17 protein-coding genes are annotated in these 15716 nt (G+C 62.5%); 11 read left to right on the top strand and 6 right to left on the bottom strand.

Annotated elements, in window-relative coordinates; genetic code table 11:
* Positions 1-16 precede the first annotated feature (16 nt).
* From ACXYMS_RS10425 to fabD, 3 genes are all read right to left on the bottom strand, one after another.
* Positions 17-253, bottom strand: a complete 237-nt coding sequence (locus ACXYMS_RS10425) for an acyl carrier protein (protein WP_046103861.1) — start codon at positions 251-253, stop codon at positions 17-19.
* A gap of 225 nt (positions 254-478) precedes the next feature.
* Positions 479-1216, bottom strand: a complete 738-nt coding sequence (gene fabG, locus ACXYMS_RS10420) for a 3-oxoacyl-[acyl-carrier-protein] reductase (RefSeq protein WP_458906078.1) — start codon at positions 1214-1216, stop codon at positions 479-481.
* A gap of 55 nt (positions 1217-1271) precedes the next feature.
* Positions 1272-2222, bottom strand: a complete 951-nt coding sequence (gene fabD / locus ACXYMS_RS10415) for an ACP S-malonyltransferase (protein WP_458906077.1) — start codon at positions 2220-2222, stop codon at positions 1272-1274.
* Positions 2223-2542: 320 nt separating this feature from the next.
* On the opposite strand from fabD, the gene rpsF reads away from it, so the two are divergent.
* The 5 genes from rpsF to alr all read left to right on the top strand — a co-directional run bounded on the left by rpsF (position 2543) and on the right by alr (position 6861).
* Positions 2543-2941, top strand: a complete 399-nt coding sequence (gene rpsF, locus ACXYMS_RS10410; RefSeq protein ID WP_458906075.1) for a 30S ribosomal protein S6 — start codon at positions 2543-2545, stop codon at positions 2939-2941.
* Between the two features lie 18 nt (positions 2942-2959).
* Positions 2960-3214: a 30S ribosomal protein S18 gene (rpsR, locus tag ACXYMS_RS10405; RefSeq protein ID WP_067450285.1), complete on the top strand. Its 255-nt coding sequence runs from the start codon at positions 2960-2962 to the stop codon at positions 3212-3214.
* A gap of 221 nt (positions 3215-3435) precedes the next feature.
* Positions 3436-4002: a 50S ribosomal protein L9 gene (rplI, locus tag ACXYMS_RS10400; protein WP_458906073.1), complete on the top strand. Its 567-nt coding sequence runs from the start codon at positions 3436-3438 to the stop codon at positions 4000-4002.
* Between the two features lie 244 nt (positions 4003-4246).
* Positions 4247-5731 (top strand): replicative DNA helicase, encoded by a 1485-nt coding sequence (locus tag ACXYMS_RS10395; protein WP_458906071.1) that lies wholly within the window; start codon positions 4247-4249, stop codon positions 5729-5731.
* 2 nt (positions 5732-5733) lie between these two features.
* On the top strand, positions 5734-6861 hold the full coding sequence (alr, locus tag ACXYMS_RS10390; protein WP_458906069.1) for an alanine racemase: 1128 nt from the start codon (positions 5734-5736) through the stop codon (positions 6859-6861).
* 4 nt (positions 6862-6865) lie between these two features.
* Here the strand turns inward: alr and ACXYMS_RS10385 are convergent, their stop codons facing one another.
* Positions 6866-7048 carry a hypothetical protein gene (locus ACXYMS_RS10385; protein WP_458906067.1) on the bottom strand — a complete coding sequence of 61 codons (183 nt, stop codon included), beginning with the start codon at positions 7046-7048 and terminating at the stop codon, positions 6866-6868.
* Positions 7049-7194: 146 nt separating this feature from the next.
* Between ACXYMS_RS10385 and ACXYMS_RS10380 the strand changes: the two genes are divergently transcribed.
* The 6 genes from ACXYMS_RS10380 to ACXYMS_RS10355 all read left to right on the top strand — a co-directional run bounded on the left by ACXYMS_RS10380 (position 7195) and on the right by ACXYMS_RS10355 (position 12843).
* A complete protein-coding gene (locus ACXYMS_RS10380) occupies positions 7195-7746 on the top strand; it encodes a DUF1697 domain-containing protein (RefSeq protein ID WP_458906066.1) in 552 nt (183 codons plus the stop codon).
* 2 nt (positions 7747-7748) lie between these two features.
* Complete coding sequence (gene radA / locus ACXYMS_RS10375) at positions 7749-9155, top strand: DNA repair protein RadA (protein WP_458906065.1); 1407 nt, start codon at positions 7749-7751, stop codon at positions 9153-9155.
* A gap of 117 nt (positions 9156-9272) precedes the next feature.
* Positions 9273-9902, top strand: a complete 630-nt coding sequence (locus ACXYMS_RS10370) for a CvpA family protein (RefSeq protein ID WP_458906064.1) — start codon at positions 9273-9275, stop codon at positions 9900-9902.
* 120 nt (positions 9903-10022) lie between these two features.
* On the top strand, positions 10023-11513 hold the full coding sequence (gene purF, locus ACXYMS_RS10365) for an amidophosphoribosyltransferase (protein WP_458906062.1): 1491 nt from the start codon (positions 10023-10025) through the stop codon (positions 11511-11513).
* Positions 11513-12247, top strand: coding sequence for an SDR family NAD(P)-dependent oxidoreductase (locus ACXYMS_RS10360; protein ID WP_458906060.1), 735 nt, complete (start codon positions 11513-11515; stop codon positions 12245-12247). The genes purF and ACXYMS_RS10360 overlap by 1 nt, the downstream gene beginning before the upstream one ends.
* Before the next feature lie 2 nt (positions 12248-12249).
* Complete coding sequence (locus tag ACXYMS_RS10355; protein ID WP_458906058.1) at positions 12250-12843, top strand: GNAT family N-acetyltransferase; 594 nt, start codon at positions 12250-12252, stop codon at positions 12841-12843.
* Here the strand turns inward: ACXYMS_RS10355 and ACXYMS_RS10350 are convergent, their stop codons facing one another.
* Positions 12844-14136 (bottom strand): hemolysin family protein, encoded by a 1293-nt coding sequence (locus ACXYMS_RS10350; protein ID WP_458906057.1) that lies wholly within the window; start codon positions 14134-14136, stop codon positions 12844-12846.
* Positions 14137-14259: 123 nt separating this feature from the next.
* Positions 14260-15711, bottom strand: a complete 1452-nt coding sequence (gene der / locus ACXYMS_RS10345; RefSeq protein WP_458906055.1) for a ribosome biogenesis GTPase Der — start codon at positions 15709-15711, stop codon at positions 14260-14262.
* Positions 15712-15716 lie beyond the last annotated feature (5 nt).

Below are 15716 nucleotides of genomic sequence, written 5' to 3'. Positions count from 1 at the left end.
CGGCCCAACCCCAGTCTTAGCTGGTGGCCTTGGTCAGGAAGGCGACCGCATCACCGAAAGTCTGGATCGACTCGGCGGCGTCGTCGGGGATCTCGACAGAGAATTCTTCCTCGAAAGCCATCACCAACTCGACCTGATCGAGCGAATCCGCGCCCAGATCGTCGATGAAGCTGGCCTTTTCGGTGACCTTCTCGGCATCCACATTGAGGTGTTCCACAACGATCTTGCGGACCCGATCAGCGACATCGCTCATATTTGACTTCCCTTTTTAGAAATCGAAGTTTCGTTTCGCTTCTTATTGGCGCAAAGCCAAATCATCAAGCGCAGTGTTGGTTTGCACAGGGGCAATGTAAGCGGCCTTCCTGGCGCCCGCAAGGCAGGCCGGCAAGGTGGACCGGGGCGCGGGGTATCACGTTTTTCCCGCCATAGCCAGTCGCGTTCACCCCGGTTTCCAAGGCTTTCGCCCAAAAACCGGGCATCAGATCATCGCCATGCCGCCGTTCACATTAAGCGTGTGGCCGGTGACATAGGCCGCCGCATCGCTGGAAAGAAAAACAGCGCAACCGGCAACTTCCTGCGCCGTACCCAGCCGTCCGGCCGGAACGGTGGACAGGATCGACTCACGCTGCTTGTCGTTCAACTCGTCGGTCATGGCCGAGGCGATGAAGCCCGGCGCTATGGAATTGACGGTAATATTGCGGCTCGCGACCTCGTAGGCCAGCGCCTTGTTCATGCCGATCAGACCGGCCTTGGAGGCGGCATAATTGCCCTGCCCCGGATTACCCATGACGCCCACCACCGAAGAAATGCCGATGATGCGGCCCCAGCGCTGCTTCATCATCCCGCGCAGCACGGCACGGTTGAGATGAAACGCGGCTGTCAGGTTGACGGCGAGGACATCGTCCCATTCCTCGTCCTTCATGCGCATGAACAGATTGTCGCGCGTCATGCCGGCATTGTTGACCAGGATATCGAGCCCACCCAAGGCCGCCTCGGCCGCAGGGACCAGCTTGTCGACCTCGTCAAGCTTGGAAAGATTGGCCGGCAGGATCGGGCAGTCCTTGCCGATCTCCCTGGCCGTGTCTTCGAGCGCCCCCACGCGGGTGCCTGAGAGCGCCACGTTGGCGCCGGCCGCAGCCAGCGCCTTGGCGATCTCGCGCCCGATGCCACCGCTGGCGCCGGTAACCAGGGCACGTTTTCCAGAAAGATCAAACATTTAGGGCCTCCCCTGGGAGAATAGAGTTAAGCGCTTCAGTTTTTGATTCAGGCGCTTAGGACGTCAGTTGAGCGACAAAGGTGTCAATGTCGGCCGGCGTGCCGATAGCCTGGGCCGAGGCATCTGAGGCAATGCGCTTGGCAAGGCCGGTGAGCACCTTGCCGGTTCCCAGTTCCACCAGGTTGGTCACATCGCCCTCTGTGGTCAGCCAGGTCACGCTCTCGGTCCAGCGAACAACACCGGTCACCTGTTCCACCAGGCGCTGGCGGATTTCCGCCGGGTCGGAAATGGGGGCAGCGAGCACATTGGCGACCAGCGGCACGACCGGGGCCCTCATTTCCACCTCGGAGAGAGCCGCAGCCATGGCGTCGGCGGCGGGCTGCATGAGCGAGCAATGGAACGGGGCGCTCACAGGCAGCAGCAGGGCGCGCTTGGCGCCCTTGGCCTTGGCGATCTCGACGGCCCGCTCGACGGCCGAGACGGCGCCAGAAATCACCACCTGGCCGGGCGCATTGTCGTTGGCCACGTCGCAGACATCGCTCTGGGCGGCCTCTGAGGCAACGGCCCTTGCCGTATCAAGATCGAGGCCCAGCAACGCCGCCATGGCGCCATGCCCGACCGGTACGGCCTTCTGCATGGCCTGACCGCGGGTGCGTAGCAGGCGCGCCGCGTCGGTGAGGCTGAAGGTGCCGGCAGCGCAGAGGGCGGAATATTCGCCCAGCGAATGACCGGCGACGAATTTGGCGTGGTCCTTGAGCGACACGCCCCTGGCTTCGAGCACGCGGATGACGGCAACGCTGACGGCCATCAGGGCCGGCTGGGCGTTTTCGGTCAGCCGCAGGATGTCTTCAGGACCATCGAACATGATGGCCGAGAGGCGTTCACCCAAGGCTTCGTCAACTTCATGGAAGACAGCGCGCGCCTCGGAATAGGCGGAAGCGAGATCCTTGCCCATGCCAACGGCCTGGCTGCCCTGGCCGGGGAAAGTGAATGCAGTGCTGGACATGGTGCGTCCCCCCTTTGCAATCCAATGTGACAACCCGCAGGAGGGCTGTCCAGTTGCGCCGGGCTTTGCCGGGAGTGTGTGGCGGAGTCAAGGCGCGGCGGGTCCGGCGCTTGCCTTCTCCCCCTCTTTCCCCTATAGCGACGCCAGCAATTCGTTTGGCCGGGGGCTGAACGGAGGGTTTTTCCATTTGGAAAGATAGGGTTCGTCGAGCCCGGCCTCCCGTGTTCCCGCTCTTTGCAAGACTGCTTTGACGCCTTTCCGGCTTCGAAGGGGCTCCGCGCCAAGCATTGCTGAGTACAACTCGAAAGGAAGGCGCATCAATGGCCCTCTATGAACACATCTACCTCGCCCGCCAGGACGTGTCCCAGCAGCAGGTCGAGGAACTGACCGCACAGCTGTCCGAAGTTCTCGGCCAGGGTGGCGGCAAGGTCACCAAGAACGAATATTGGGGCCTCAAGGGTCTCTCCTACCGCATCCGCAAGAACCGCAAGGCCCACTACACCCTGCTCAACATCGAAGCGCCGGCTGCTGCCATCGCCGAGATGGAACGCCAGATGCGCATCAATGAAGACATCCTGCGCTTCATGACCGTGCGCGTTGACGAGCTGGAAGAAGGCCCGTCGGCCATGATGCAGAAGCGCGATCGTGACGACCGCGAAGGCGGCCGCGGCGGTGACCGTGGTGGTTTCTCCGGCGAACGCCGCCCGCGCCGCTTCTAAGAAAAGGAACGAGTTCAAATGGCTATCAAAGACCTTACCACTTCCCAGGCCCGCCGCCCGTTCCAGCGTCGTCGCAAGACCTGCCCGTTCTCGGGCGAGGGCGCACCCAAGATCGACTACAAGGACGTTCGCCTGCTTTCGCGCTACGTCTCGGAGCGCGGCAAGATCGTGCCGAGCCGCATCACCGCCGTTTCAGCCAAGAAGCAGCGCGAACTGGCCCGTGCCATCAAGCGTGCCCGCTTTATCGGCCTGATGCCTTACGCAGTTCAATAAGCTCGCCGGGACGGCGATCTAGCGGCGCTCGGCTGCGCTTCCGGTGCTCGCGTATCAATGTACGCTTCGCTCCGGTTCTTGCCGAAAACCGCTGTCTCATCCCTCCCGCCGGCTTCTTGAAAGCGTAAGGGCCCCTCACCCAAAAGGTGAAACGCTGGGGTCGCGAATGGTTCGCGGCTCCTAACCGCCGTAATGGCGGGACAGCCACAAGGAATACCGAAATGAAAGTCATTCTGCTCGAGCGCATTGGCCGCACCGGCTCAATCGGCGATGAAGTCAGCGTCAAGGACGGCTTTGCCCGTAACTTCCTGCTGCCCCAGGGCAAAGCCCTGCGCGCCACGGAAGCCAACCGCAAGAAGTTCGAAAACGAGCGCGCTCACATCGAACAGCGCAACGAAGAACGCCGCAATGCCGCTGCCGGCATTGCCGAGGGTCTCAATGGCCATTCGGTGATCATGATCCGCCAGGCCGGCGAAACCGGCCAGCTCTATGGTTCGGTTGCCGCCCGCGACATCGTGGAAGCCCTGGCCAAGGACGGTTTCACCGTCCAGCGCAATCAGGTCGACCTGATGGACCCGATCAAGACCGTCGGTGTCCACACTGTCGCTCTCTCGCTGCACCCCGAAGTCGCCGTCGAGATCACCGTCAACGTCGCGCGTTCGGAAGACGAAGCCGTGCGTCAGGCTGCTGGTGAAGACGTTTCCGTTCCCACCTTCGATTCCGATGAAGATGGTGACTTCGCAGCCGGTCAGGCCGCTGCCGCTGCCGAAGACCGTTTCGAAGAATAGTTTTCGATCACTTTTCGCATCGAAAGGCCGGGCCGGGTGCCCGGCCTTTTGCTTTTCGGGACGGATTGGGCGAGACTCAGCCCGCTCGGCGGTGAGTCTCGTCACGCAACCGGCACTTTCCAAATTCCCCGTTGTCCACAATGTTCACAGCCCCGTTTCGCACTCTGTTAACCCTGTGGAAGTAGGCCCAAGACTCTGCCCGCCAAGGCATGGTTAAGAAAGGTTAACACCCTCAGGAACACCCATGGCCGAGATCGCCCGCCTTCATCCCGCCGAAGAAAAGTCCTTCCGCGTCGCCCCGCACAATGTGGAGGTGGAGCAGGCGCTGCTGGGCGCGATCCTAATCAATAATGACGCCTTTTATCGCGTCGCAGATTTCCTGCTGCCCGAGCACTTCTACGAGCCGATCCACCGGGAAATCTACGAGTTGGCCGGCAAGATCATCCGAGCCGGCAAGGCTGCTGAGCCGGCGACGCTCAAGACCCACCTGCCCGACCAGCTGCTGCCTGAAATCACCATGATGCAGTACCTGTCGCGCCTCGCCGCCGAGGCCACCACAGTGCTCAACGCAGGCGATTACGGCCAGGCCATCTACGATCTTGCCATCCGCCGCAACCTGATCCAGGTGGGCGAGGAAATGGTTGGCGTCGCCTATGACGGTGACGTGGAAATGACCCCGGTCAAGCAGATCGAGAAGGTCGAGGGCGAGCTGTTCCAGTTGGCCGAAAAGGGCCGCTATGATGGCGGCTTCCAGAATTTCTCCGCCGCACTTAATGCCTCCATCCAGATGGCTGGCGAGGCCTTCCAGCGCGATGGCGGGCTTTCGGGCGTTGCCACGGACCTACACGATCTCGACCGGCAGATGGGTGGCTTGCAGCGCTCGGACCTGATCATCCTTGCCGGCCGCCCGGCCATGGGCAAGACCTCGCTCGTCACCAATATCGCCTATAACGTCGCCAAAGCCTGGCGCGGCGATGTTGCCCCCGATGGACATACCAAGACTGCCAATGGCGGGATTGTGGGATTCTTCAGCCTGGAAATGAGCTCCGAACAGCTGGCCACGCGTATTCTAGCCGAGCAGTCGGAAATCTCCTCGTCCGATATCCGCCGCGGCCGCATTCACGACAACCAGTTCGCCAAGCTGGTCGATGTCAGCAACATGATGAGCAAGGTACCGCTCTATATCGACGATACGGGCGGCATCTCGGTGGCCCAACTGGCCGCCCGCGCCCGGCGCCTCAAGCGCCAGAAAGGCCTGGACCTGCTGATCGTCGATTATCTCCAGCTTTTGTCCGGTTCGTCCAAGGCCTCAAGCCAGAACCGAGTGCAGGAACTGACCGAGATCACCACTACGCTCAAGGCCCTGGCCAAGGAACTGGAAGTGCCGATCATTGCGCTCTCCCAGCTGTCTCGACAGGTGGAGTCGCGCGATGACAAGCATCCCCAACTGGCCGATCTGCGCGAATCGGGGTCTATCGAGCAGGACGCGGACGTGGTTCTGTTCGTGTATCGCGAAGAGTACTATCTCAAGAACAAGGAACCCAAAGAGGGGACGCCGGAGCATTTGACCTGGCAGGGCGAAATGGAAAAGGTGCACGGCAAGGCGGAAGTCATCATCGCCAAACAGCGCCACGGCCCGACCGGTACGGTGCAGCTCAGCTTCGAGGCGCAATTTACCCGTTTTGGTAACCTTGCCCGGGCAGACTATCTGCCTGAACGCATGGAATAGGCATGGCGCTGACTTCGGGCCTGGGCGGCCAATTGAGCATTGATCTGGGCGCACTGGCCCGAAACTGGCGCGCCCTCGACAAGGTGAGCGCCGGCGCGTTGACCGCTGCCGTGGTCAAAGCCGATGCCTATGGCGTGGGCATCGAAATGGCTTCAAAGGCGCTGCATGCAGCGGGAGCGCGATTCTTTTTCGTGGCCACGCCCGACGAGGGCATGGAAGTGCGCGCGGCCGTGCCCGACGCCCATATCTTCATTCTCTACGGGCTCTATCCTGGTGCTGCCAATCTCTATATCCGGCAGAACCTGATGCCGGTGCTCTCGTCCATGGCCATGCTGGAGGAGTGGCTGGCCAAGTGCCTGGAACGCAACGAGGCCTACCCCTCCGCCTTCCACTTCGATACCGGCATCAATAGGCTCGGCTTCCGCCTCAATGAAGCGGCGCTGGTGCGCGAAAGCATCGAGAAGCTGGGTTATGCGCCGCAGATGGTGATGAGCCACCTGGCCTGTGCCGACCAGCCGAGCCACGAGAAGAACCGCACACAACTAGCCCTTTTCGGTTCAGTCATGGCGCAATTTCCCGGCATTCCGGCCTCCTTGTCCAATTCGGCCGGGCTGATGACGGGTCGCGACTATCATTTTCAGATGGTGCGCCCGGGCATCGCGCTTTATGGCGGTCGGGCCGTCAATGGCCGCAAGAACCCGATGCAGCCGGTGGTGACGCTTCACGTGCCGATCCTGCAGGTGGCCGAGGGGCGGACCGGCGAGACCGTTGGCTATGGCGCTGCCCACACGCTCAATCGCAACAGCAAACTGGCCGTGCTCGGCTATGGCTATGCCGACGGCTTTCTGCGCTCCCTGTCCGGCACCAATCAACGGCCCGGCGGCAAGGTGTTCATCCGCGGCAAGCTCTGCCCCGTGGTGGGCAAAATCTCGATGGACCTGACGGTGGTGGACATCACCGAACTCGGGTCCGACCTGCCTATGCCCGGCGAAGGTGCGGAAGTGCTCGGCGGCCATGTCAGCATCGACGACCAGGCCGATGCCGGGGGCACGATCGGCTACGAAATCCTGACCAGCCTCAAGGGGCGGTATAGCCGCAATTACGTGGGCGACGGCCGACTGCCGGAATAGAACCTTATTGCGTCAGCTCGGCAGGCTCGTCGGCGGGGCCGGCAGGCAATTCCTGCTGCTCGATTAGCTCGTTCGCGGTCTGTGCGCCGTCCGTCTCCGGCGCCTGGTTGATCGAGGTGAATATCGTAAAGGCGAAGATGACGACTGCCACTGCGACCACGATAGCGATTAAGGTATTTCGGTTCATGAGGGGGACTCCCGTGCTGGCTGGACAATTCCGAGGGCCAGACAAGAGTTCCCGGCGCGCTCCGTTTGACTGACAATGTTGCCTTTTTGTTCTTGCCGGATCTGATCCGTCTTGATAGGCTCCCGGCTGAATGAGCAGGAGCGCACTTGGCTGAAAAAGCAACGACGTATGTCATCCTGCTGCGTGCCATTGGCCCGGTGACACACCGGCTGATGCGCATGGAACAATGGCGCGCTGCGTCGGAGGCCGCTGGGTTCGTGGCGCCGGAAACGCTCGTCAATACCGGCAACATGATTGCCGGGTTCGATGGCAGCGCAATTGCGGCGCGTGCTGCCATGGAGCCGGTGCTGCGCAGCTTCGGCCTGGGCGAGAACGTCGTACCCGTTGTTCGGACCCCTGCCCTTCTTCGCAAGCTGGTCAAGGCCGACCCGATCCCAGCGGCCAGGGACCGCCCGGCGGAAACTGGCGTCTATTTCTTTGCGGCGGCGAAGCCGGATTTCGGGTGGATTTCGGATCATGATGGTCCCGAGATCATTCAGGTCGTGGCAGGCCATCTGGTGGTGGATTTCAGCCAGGACGTCGCCAAATCCGGGCGATTAATCCGCCTAATCGACAAGAATTGCGGCACCAACACGTCCCGCAACTGGAACACGACGCGCAAGCTCGCGGAGCGCTGCACGGCGCGGGAGAAGGAATAGCAGTGGCAAAGGCCCGATCCAATTTCGTCTGCCAGGCATGCGGGGCCGTCTCCAGCCGCTGGCAAGGGCGATGCGATGCATGCGGCGACTGGAACACTATCGTCGAGGAAATGGTCGATTCCGGCGTCGGCGCCGGGCCGAAATCGGCCAAGTCCAATGGACGCCCCACCAATCTGGTGCCTTTGTCAGGCGAGACCGAAAGCGCGGCGCGGATCACCACGGGCATGGCTGAGCTCGATCGGGTCACCGGTGGCGGGTTCGTCAAGGGCTCGGCCCTCCTGGTGGGCGGCGATCCGGGCATCGGCAAGTCGACGCTCTTGTTGCAGGCGGCCGCGGCCCTGGCGCGCAAGGGCAAGCGTGTCATTTATGTCTCAGGCGAAGAGGCGGTGGCGCAGGTGCGCTTGCGGGCGCAACGCCTGGGCCTGGGCGAGGCCGAGGTGCTCCTGGCCGCCGAAACCAATGTCGAGATCATTCTGGCCACGCTGGAAAACGGTCCACCGCCCGATCTCGTCATTATCGATTCGATCCAGACCCTGTGGACCGACCGGGTGGACTCGGCGCCGGGCACGGTCACCCAGGTCCGCACCTCGGCCCAGGCGCTGACCCGCATGGCCAAGAAAAGCGGCGCTGCCGTGGTTCTGGTCGGCCATGTCACCAAAGACGGGCAGATTGCCGGGCCCCGCGTGGTCGAGCACATGGTCGATGCGGTGCTCTATTTCGAGGGCGATAGCAGCCACACCTTCCGTATCTTGCGCGGGGTGAAAAATCGCTACGGCGCCACCGACGAGATCGGCGTCTTTGCCATGACCGAGCGCGGGCTCGAACAGGTGGCCAATCCGTCCGCCCTGTTCCTTGATCAGCGCGACAAGGATGCAGCCGGCTCAGCGGTTTTTGCCGGTATGGAGGGGACGCGGCCGCTGCTGATTGAGATCCAGGCGCTGGTCGCCCCCTCCCCTCTGGGCACGCCGCGCCGGGCGGTGGTGGGCTGGGATTCGTCGCGCCTCTCCATGGTGCTGGCGGTGCTCGAGACGCGTTGCGGCGTGCGCATCGGGGCCAATGACATCTATCTCAATGTGGCGGGCGGGCTGAAGATCAATGAGCCGGCGGCAGACCTTGCCGTGGCGGCAGCGCTGATCTCCTCGCTGACCGGTTCGCCGCTGCCGGCCGATGCGGTCTATTTCGGCGAGATCTCGCTGGCCGGGGGTGTTCGTCCGGTGGTTCACGGCGCGCTGCGGCTGCGCGAGGCGCAAAAGCTCGGATTCGGTTCGGTGGTGACTGGCAAGCTGGGCAGCGCTGATCGCGCCTCGGGGCTCGAGGTCACGGAATATGCGCAATTGAGCGACATGGTCAGCCGCATCGCTGCCCAGGGCAAGCGACCGATCCCCGAGCCGGAGCCCGAGGCATGGTAAACAATCCGTTTCCGGGGACATCGGTGCTGCGATGATCCAGCGCCCTTGGCATAGCGCGACAAAGTCGTTAAAGCTCCCGCAACAAGCCGGGGCGGCAAGAAAACAGGGCAAGAACATATGCTGACTGCGTTCGACGTTGGTGTGGGTGTGCTGGTGCTGATCTCGGCGATCCTGGCCACTGCGCGGGGCCTCACCCGCGAAGTCCTCTCACTTGCGACATGGGCGGGTTCCGCCGCCATCGCCGTCTATATGTGGCAATATCACCCCGACATCGCCCGGCAATACGTTGCGGAGCCGGTCATTGCCGACATTGCCACGGTCGTGGTCACCTTCATCGTGGCGCTCATCGTGCTGCACCTGCTCACCATGCGCATTGCCGACTTCGTGGTCGACAGCCGTGTCGGCCCGATCGACCGCACTTTGGGCTTTGTCTTCGGTGTGCTGCGTGGCGTGCTCATTGCCATCGTGGTGACGATATTCGGTCTTTGGCTGCTGCCCAACAATTTGCCCGACTGGGCCGAAAACGCCCAGTCGCTGCCCTATCTGCGCGACATGGGCAACACGCTGATTTCCATGCTGCCCGAGGGCCTTGAGCAGCAGGTGACCGATATCCTCCAGGGTGGCGGCGCCAATTTGACCGAGGATCCTCAGGTTCCGGCTGCTCCGCTCGATGGTGGCGCAGTCGACCCCAATAACGGAACGGTCGATCCGACCGATCCTGTCGTCGATCCGGCGCCGGAGGCCTGAGGCAATTTTCAAGGCGGGACCAGCGCACCCGCCGCAAACCTGCCGACCGCACTTGTCATTGGTAGCCGGCAGGAAATTGCGCTATTTGGCGAACACGCAGCAAATCGCACGGAGCCCCCGGTGACCCATCGCAGCGATGACGATTTCGACCTCAATGGAGACACGCTGCACGAAGAGTGTGGCGTGTTCGGCATTTTGGGGCATGACGATGCATCCACGCTGACCGCGCTCGGGCTGCATGCCCTGCAGCATCGCGGGCAGGAGGCTGCCGGCATCGTCAGTTTCGACGGCCGGCAGTTCTATCAGGAAAAGCGGATGGGACTGGTCGGTGACCATTATACCGACCCCGCCGTGCTCGCGAAGCTCCCGGGCAATATCGCCATCGGCCATACCCGCTATTCGACGACCGGCGAAGTGGCCCTGCGCAATGTGCAGCCACTGTTTGCAGAGCTAGAAGTGGGCGGCATCGCCATTGCCCATAACGGCAATTTCACCAACGGATTGACGCTGAGGCGCCAGATCATCGCCACCGGTGCCATCTGCCAGTCGACTTCGGACAGCGAGGTGGTGCTGCATCTGATCGCCCGTTCCCGCCACTCCTCGAGCACCGACCGCTTCATCGACGCCATCCGCCAGATGGAAGGCGGCTACGCGATGCTGGCGATGACGCGCACCAAGCTGATCGCGGCCCGCGATCCGGTCGGCATTCGCCCCCTGGTGATGGGCGAACTCGACGGCAAGCCGATCTTCTGCTCGGAAACCTGTGCCCTGGACATCGTCGGCGCCAAATATGTTCGCGACGTCGAGAACGGCGAAATCATCATCTGCGAGATCCAACCCGATGGCTCGATCGCCATTGAGGCCCGCAAGCCCGCTCGCCAGGTGCCGGAACGGCCGTGCCTGTTCGAATATGTGTATTTCGCCCGTCCCGACAGCATGGTCTCGGGCCGCAGCGTCTATACGGCGCGCAAGAACATGGGCATCAATCTCGCCAGGGAAGCGCCGGTCGAGGCCGATGTGGTCGTGCCGGTGCCCGATGGCGGCACCCCGGCAGCCATCGGCTTTGCGCAGCAGAGCGGCATTCCGTTTGAATTGGGCATTATCCGCAACCACTATGTGGGCCGCACCTTCATTGAGCCGACGCAATCCATCCGCGCCTTCGGCGTGCGCCTGAAACACTCGGCCAACCGCGCCGAGATTGCCGGCAAGCGGGTGGTGCTGATCGATGATTCCATCGTTCGTGGCACGACCTCCATCAAGATCATCCAGATGATCCGCGATGCCGGCGCCACCGAGGTGCATATCCGCGTCGCCAGCCCGATGATCTTCCATTCGGACTATTATGGGATCGACACGCCCGATCCGGACAAGCTGCTGGCCAACCAGTATGGCGATCTGGACGCCATGTGCCGCTATATTGGCGCGGATTCGCTGCAGTTCCTGTCCATCGATGGGCTCTACGAGGCCGTGGGTGGCGAGAAGCGCAATCCCAAGGCGCCGCAGTTCACCGATCACTATTTCACTGGCGACTATCCGACGCAGTTGACCGATCTGCATGGGCGGACGATGAGCGATCCCAAGCAGATTTCGCTGCTCAAGGAAGCGGGTTGATGACTGACAAGACAGAACTGGCCGGCAAGGTCGTCCTGATCACTGGCGCCTCGCGCGGCATCGGTTATGCTGCCGGCATCGAGGCGGCACAACGCGGCGCGCACGTGATTGCCGTGGCGCGGACCGTCGGCGGGCTGGAAGAACTCGATGATGCCATCCAGGCCATTGGCGGCTCGACTACGCTTGTGCCGCTCGATCTGCGCGATGGCGACGCCATCGACCGGCTGGGCGCGGCAATCTTCGAGCGCTGGGGGTATCTGGATGGCCTTGTCGCCAATGCCGGCCTATTGGGCGTGCTGAGCCCGGTCGCCCACATCAAGCCCGATGAGTTCGACAAGGTCCTGGCGGTCAACGTCACCGCCAATTATCGCCTGCTGCGTTCCCTCGACCTGCTGCTGCGCCAGGCCGAGGCCGGCCGCGCCGTTTTCGTGTCCTCGGGCGCTGCCCGCTCCGCCCGGCCGTTCTGGGGGCTTTATGCAGCCAGCAAGGCGGCGCTGGACGCGCTGGTGAAATCCTATGCCGGCGAGGTGGACAGCACCAATGTGCGCGCCAATGTATTCTATCCCGGCATCGTCCGAACTGCGATGCGAGCCAAGGCCATGCCGGGTGAAGACCCCAACACGCTGCCGACGCCGGCAGAAGTCGCGCCAAAACTGATCGACCTGCTCAGCCCGGGAGTGTCCGAAAACGGACGCCTGTTCGACGTGGGCACCGGCGCTTTCGAAGATATTTGATCGTGGTCATCCTGCGCGCCTATACCCCCGCCGATCTCGATGGCCTCTACAGCATTTGCCTGCAGACCGGGGATTCCGGCCAGGATGCGACGACGCTGCACAACGATCCGCAACTGATCGGGCACATCTATGCAGCGCCCTATGGGGTGCTGGAGCCGGACAATGTGCTGGTGGCAGAGGATGAAACGGGCGTCGCCGGCTACATTGTGGGTACCTATAATAGCGACGCGTTTGCGCAAAGGCTGGACCGGGAATGGTGGCCAGCCCTGCGAACCCGCTATACTGGCGCCACCGGCATGACGACCGCCGACAAGGGTCGCATCGCAGCCATCATGAAGCCGCAGCAGTCGCCACCGGACCTGGTTGCGGCCTATCCCGCGCATATCCACATGAACCTGTTGGAGCGGCTGCGCGGCCAACGGGTGGGCACGCGCCTTCTTCAGGGCTGGATTGACCGGGCCAGGGCAAATGGGGTCAGTGGCATCCATCTGGGCGCCAGTACGACCAATAGCGGCGGTATCGCTTTCTGGACCCGCAGCGGGTTCACGCCGCTGCGAGAGGAGCCGGGCGTCCTCTGGTTCGGGATGAACCTCTAGTCAGGTCGTATTTTCGGTCGCGATCGGTGCCACGAGCACCTTGTCGATGCGATGCCCGTCCATATCCATCACCTCAAACCGCCACCCGTCACTCTCGAAGCTCTCGCCAATGGCCGGCATATGATTGAGATGTGAGAGTACTAAGCCTGCCAGCGTCTCGTAGCGGGCGTCTTTGGGCACAGCAACGTTGAAGCGTTCGCTGAAATCCAGCACCGGCATCCAGCCGGCCACTAGCCAGGACCCGTCCTTGCGTTGGGTCAGGGCCGGTTCATCGCCCGCTTCACCGTCATAGATGCCGGTAATGACCTCGAGGACGTCGCCATAGGTGATGATGCCTTCGAAATGCCCGTACTCATCGACGACCAATGCCATCTGGGCTCGCGCCTTTCGCATGGTTTCGACGACATCGAGTGCGTCGGCCAGTTCCATGACAACCGGCACTGGTCTTACCAATGCTCGTAGATCCGGCTGCTGTCCTGCTGCCAGGGGCGGAAGCAGATCGGATAGCGCCAGAACGCCGAGGATGGAATCAGAATCGGCCTCTTGGACCAAGACCTTGGTATGGGAGGTTTCGAGGATAACCTTGAGATTTTCCTCGTAGCTGTCTTCGAGGTCGATTGCCACCACATCGAGGCGCGGGGTCATGATGCCACGGGCTGAGCGGTCGGCCAGGCGCATGACGCCGGAGATCATCGAGTGTTCTTCAGTTTCAAGAATGCCTGCGGTGGTGGCTTCGGCAATGATGGTCCGAACTTCTTCTTCGGTGACCGAATTTTCGGACTCGCCGGACTGGCCCAGAAGACGAAGAACAAGTTTGCCGGAAATGTCGAGCAGCCAGACAATGGGCGTGCCCACCAGCGCCAGGATGGCCATGGGCTGGGCGACGCGCGAAGCCACAGCCTCCGGATTGCGCAGGGCGATCTGCTTGGGCACCAGTTCGCCCAGGATCAGCGATGTATAGGTGATGAGGACGACCACCACGCCGACCCCGGCCACATCGGCAATATTGTCAGGGATACCGGTCTGTTCGAGCCAGACCGTCAGCCGCAGCCCGAGCGTGGCGCCGGAAAAGGCGCCTGAGAGGATGCCCACCAGCGTGATGCCGATCTGCACGGACGACAGGAATTTACCCGGGTCATCGGCCAGACGCATGGCCGTGGCGGCGCCTTTATTGCCTTGGTCGGCCATGACCTTGAGACGAGCGGAACGGGATGACACGACGGCCAGTTCGGACATGGCCAGGGCGCCGTTCACGAGAGTCAGAACGACGACGATGAGAATTTCTGTAAGCAACAAAGTGCACTGTTGGCACGCCGCGACCAGTGGCGGGGTGTTACGACATGCGCACTATAGGGCAATCTCCGCGGGGGTGAACAGGCCACGAGCGCAATTGCGCCTGCGACCTCTTCACGTCTGCTACTTCTTGTCGACGTAAGGGTTCTTGCCGCCCCGCAGCCAGATGCGGATCGGGGTGCCGGGCATGTCGAAGGCCTCGCGCATACCGTTGACCAGATAGCGCTGGTAGGATGCAGGAACCACATCGGGTCGCGAGGCGAAGATGATGTAACTTGGCGGCCGGGTTTTGGCCTGGGTCATGTAGCGCATCTTGAGACGGCGACCCGAGACAGCCGGGGGCGGATGCCCCTCGATCATGCCCGCCAGCCAGCGGTTGAGCCGCGAGGTCGAGACATGCGAATTCCAGCTGCGCTCGATAGCGAAGATGGCTTCCATCAGCTTGTCGATATTGCGTCCGGTGAGGCCCGAGAGCGTCACCAGCGGCACGCCGCGCAACTGTGGCAGCAGGCGTTCGCATTCCTCGCGCAGGAGTTTGAGCGTCTCGTTCTTGTCTTCGATCAGATCCCATTTGTTGAGCGCGATGACCATGGCGCGGCCTTCGCGCTCGACCAGGTCGGCCAGCGCCAGATCCTGCTTTTCGAACGGCACAGTGGCGTCGAGCATCAGCACGACGACCTCGGCGTACTGAATGGAGCGCAGACTGTCGCCCACGGCGAGCTTTTCGAGCTTGCCGGTCACACGCGAGCGGCGGCGAATGCCGGCAGTGTCCACCAGATTGATAGTACGGCCTTCCCATTCCCAGGGCACCAGGATGCTGTCGCGGGTGATGCCGGCTTCCGGACCGACCAGCACGCGGTCTTCGCCTACCATGCGGTTGACCAAAGTCGACTTGCCGGCATTGGGGCGGCCGACAATGGCGACGTTGAGATAGCGGCGCGGATTCCAGCGCAGGGTCGCGTCATCGCCCTCGCCCTCGAGCATGTCGGGGGTGATATCGACATCGACTTCGGGCATGAAATCGAGGTCGCCAGCGGTCTCGGCATCCTCGGCGGCCTGTGCGGCCTTCTTCTCGGCAGCCTTGTCGATGGCGGCGGAGACGATGGAATAGAGCTCGGACAAGCCAAGGCCATGTTCGGCCGAGAGAGCGATCGGCTCACCGAAGCCGAGCTTGAAGGCCTCCACAAGACCATCTTCAGCGGCGCGGCTTTCGGCCTTGTTGCCGACCAGATGCACCTGCTTGCCGGCCTTGCGCAGGACCTGGGCAAAGCGCTGGTCGAGCGGCACGACGCCAGCCCGGGCATCGATCATGAACAGGATGACATCTGCCTCGCGGATGGCCATTTCCGTCTGCTGGCGCATGCGGCTTTCGAGGCTGTCGTCGGTGACGTCCTCGTAGCCAGCGGTGTCGAGGACCTTGAAGGTCAGGTCGGCAATATGCCCTTCGGCCTCGCGGCGGTCGCGGGTCACGCCGGGGGTATCATCCACCAGGGCGATCTTGCGGCCAACAAGGCGGTTGAACAGGGTCGATTTGCCGACATTGGGACGGCCGACAATGGCAACGGTGACCGTCATGCGGT

The sequence above is a fragment of the Devosia sp. CAU 1758 genome (assembly GCF_054482695.1).
Note: the sequence above shows the minus strand (reverse complement) of the source record. Positions and strands in the feature narration are given on the sequence as shown.

Excerpts from the sequence above, each read along its gene's own strand:
- ACXYMS_RS10425 (WP_046103861.1), bottom strand. The coding sequence starts at position 253 with ATGAGCGATGTCGCTGATCGGGTCCGCAAGATCGTTGTGGAACACCTC.
- fabG (WP_458906078.1), bottom strand. The coding sequence starts at position 1,216 with ATGTTTGATCTTTCTGGAAAACGTGCCCTGGTTACCGGCGCCAGCGGT.
- fabD (WP_458906077.1), bottom strand. The coding sequence starts at position 2,222 with ATGTCCAGCACTGCATTCACTTTCCCCGGCCAGGGCAGCCAGGCCGTT.
- rpsF (WP_458906075.1), top strand. The coding sequence starts at position 2,543 with ATGGCCCTCTATGAACACATCTACCTCGCCCGCCAGGACGTGTCCCAG.
- rpsR (WP_067450285.1), top strand. The coding sequence starts at position 2,960 with ATGGCTATCAAAGACCTTACCACTTCCCAGGCCCGCCGCCCGTTCCAG.
- rplI (WP_458906073.1), top strand. The coding sequence starts at position 3,436 with ATGAAAGTCATTCTGCTCGAGCGCATTGGCCGCACCGGCTCAATCGGC.
- ACXYMS_RS10395 (WP_458906071.1), top strand. The coding sequence starts at position 4,247 with ATGGCCGAGATCGCCCGCCTTCATCCCGCCGAAGAAAAGTCCTTCCGC.
- alr (WP_458906069.1), top strand. The coding sequence starts at position 5,734 with ATGGCGCTGACTTCGGGCCTGGGCGGCCAATTGAGCATTGATCTGGGC.
- ACXYMS_RS10385 (WP_458906067.1), bottom strand. The coding sequence starts at position 7,048 with ATGAACCGAAATACCTTAATCGCTATCGTGGTCGCAGTGGCAGTCGTC.
- ACXYMS_RS10370 (WP_458906064.1), top strand. The coding sequence starts at position 9,273 with ATGCTGACTGCGTTCGACGTTGGTGTGGGTGTGCTGGTGCTGATCTCG.
- ACXYMS_RS10360 (WP_458906060.1), top strand. The coding sequence starts at position 11,513 with ATGACTGACAAGACAGAACTGGCCGGCAAGGTCGTCCTGATCACTGGC.
- der (WP_458906055.1), bottom strand. The coding sequence starts at position 15,711 with ATGACGGTCACCGTTGCCATTGTCGGCCGTCCCAATGTCGGCAAATCG.